This window comes from Neisseria sp. P0009.S007, assembly GCF_051962515.1.
On the sequence record NZ_JBQCVF010000286.1, the window covers coordinates 1 to 1,666 of the forward strand.

At 53.2% G+C, this 1,666-nt stretch carries 2 protein-coding genes; both read left to right on the top strand.

The annotated features are described in order from the left end of the window. The coding region (locus tag ACTHS3_RS12500) for a single-stranded-DNA-specific exonuclease RecJ (RefSeq protein WP_440368078.1) at positions 1-1,019 on the top strand (1,019 nt) is incomplete at its 5' end. 18 nt (positions 1,020-1,037) lie between these two features. Continuing rightward, positions 1,038-1,666: DMT family transporter (locus tag ACTHS3_RS12505; protein ID WP_440368079.1), on the top strand; the 629-nt coding region annotated here is incomplete at its 3' end.

Sequence of the window (1,666 nt, forward strand, 5' to 3'; positions counted from 1 at the left end):
CACTCGGTACCGTTGCCGACGTCGTCACTCTAGACCACAACAACCGTATCCTCGTGTCGCAAGGGTTGAAACGGATGCGTTTGGGCAAAATGCGTCCCGGTATCCGCGCCTTGTTTGAAGTGGCGCGACGGGATTGGCGCAAGGCTCAGCCGTTTGATATGGGCTTTGCGTTGGGACCGCGCATCAATGCGGCCGGACGGCTGGACGATATGTCGGTCGGCATTGCTTGTCTGTTGGCGCAAGATGATGCCGAAGCGCAGGAACTGGCGGCGCAGTTAAACAACCTCAATATCGAGCGCCGTGAAATCGAGCAGTCTATGCTGCAAGATGCGCTGAATGATTTTCCCGAAACCCTGCCTTCAGGTCAGACGACGTTGGTGGCGTATCGCGACGATTTCCATCAAGGCGTGGTTGGCATTGTTGCCAGCCGCCTCAAAGACCGTTTTTATCGTCCGACCATCGTGTTTGCGCCTGCCGACAACGGCGAAGTGCGCGGTTCGGGGCGTTCCATTCCCAATCTGCACTTGCGCGATGCTTTGGACTTGGTATCCAAACGCCATCCCGATTTGATTTTGAAATTCGGCGGACACGCGATGGCGGCGGGTTTGAGCATACTTGAACACAATATTCCCGCGTTTCAGACGGCCTTTGAAGAAGCCGTGCGTGAGATGGTGTGCGAAGACGATTTGTCGCAAACCTTCATCACCGATGGCAGCCTGCCTGCACGCGACATCACGTTGGAACAGGCGCAAAACCTTGCCCGACACGTTTGGGGGCAGGGCTTCGCGCCGCCGAGTTTTACCGACGAATTTCACGTCATCCGCCAGCAGCCTCTAGGCGCGGAAGGCAAACATAAAAAAGTCTGGCTGCAAAAAGACGGCTACGAATTTGAAGCCATGTTCTGGCGTTGCAGCGAAGACATTCCCGAATACATCCGCACGGTGTACCGCCCCGTTGCCAACGAATGGCGGAATAATCTCGAATTGCAGCTTTATATCGACTACTGGGAAGCCGCGTAAGCAAAGGCTGTCTGAAAAATGAAGAAACAAAAACCTTGGCTCGGCTTTTCATTGGCTCTGCTTGCCACCATGACTTGGGGTTCGCTGCCGGTCATCGCCCAACAGGCCTTAAAAGCCGTCAATGCGCCCACGTTGGTGTGGGTGCGCTTTTTAGTAGCTTCGCTGGTGTTGTTTGTGTTGTTGGGGCTGACCGGCAAGCTGCCGAGGCCGTCTGAATTTTCCAGGCAAACCTTGTTTTTATTGGTGCTGGGCATTATTGGTATTTCCGCCAACTTCGTTCTCGTTGCCCTGGGTTTGCACTATATTTCGCCGACCACCACGCAGGTGTTGTGGCAGCTCTCGCCCTTTACCATGATTTTGGTCGGAGTGGGCGTGTTTAAAGAAGCCTTTACGCACTGGCAAAAAATCGGCTTGATGCTTTTGCTGACGGGTTTGGTCATGTTTTTCAACGATAAATTCGGCGAACTTTTCAGCTTGGGCAGCTACGCAGTCGGCGTGATGATGGCGGCTTCAGGCAGCATGATTTGGGTGTGCTACGGTGTGGCGCAAAAACTTCTGTCCAAACATTTCAATTCGCAACAAATCCTGCTCATGATTTATTTTTGCAGCAGCTTTGTTTTCCTGCCATTTGCCGAACCATTGCAAAT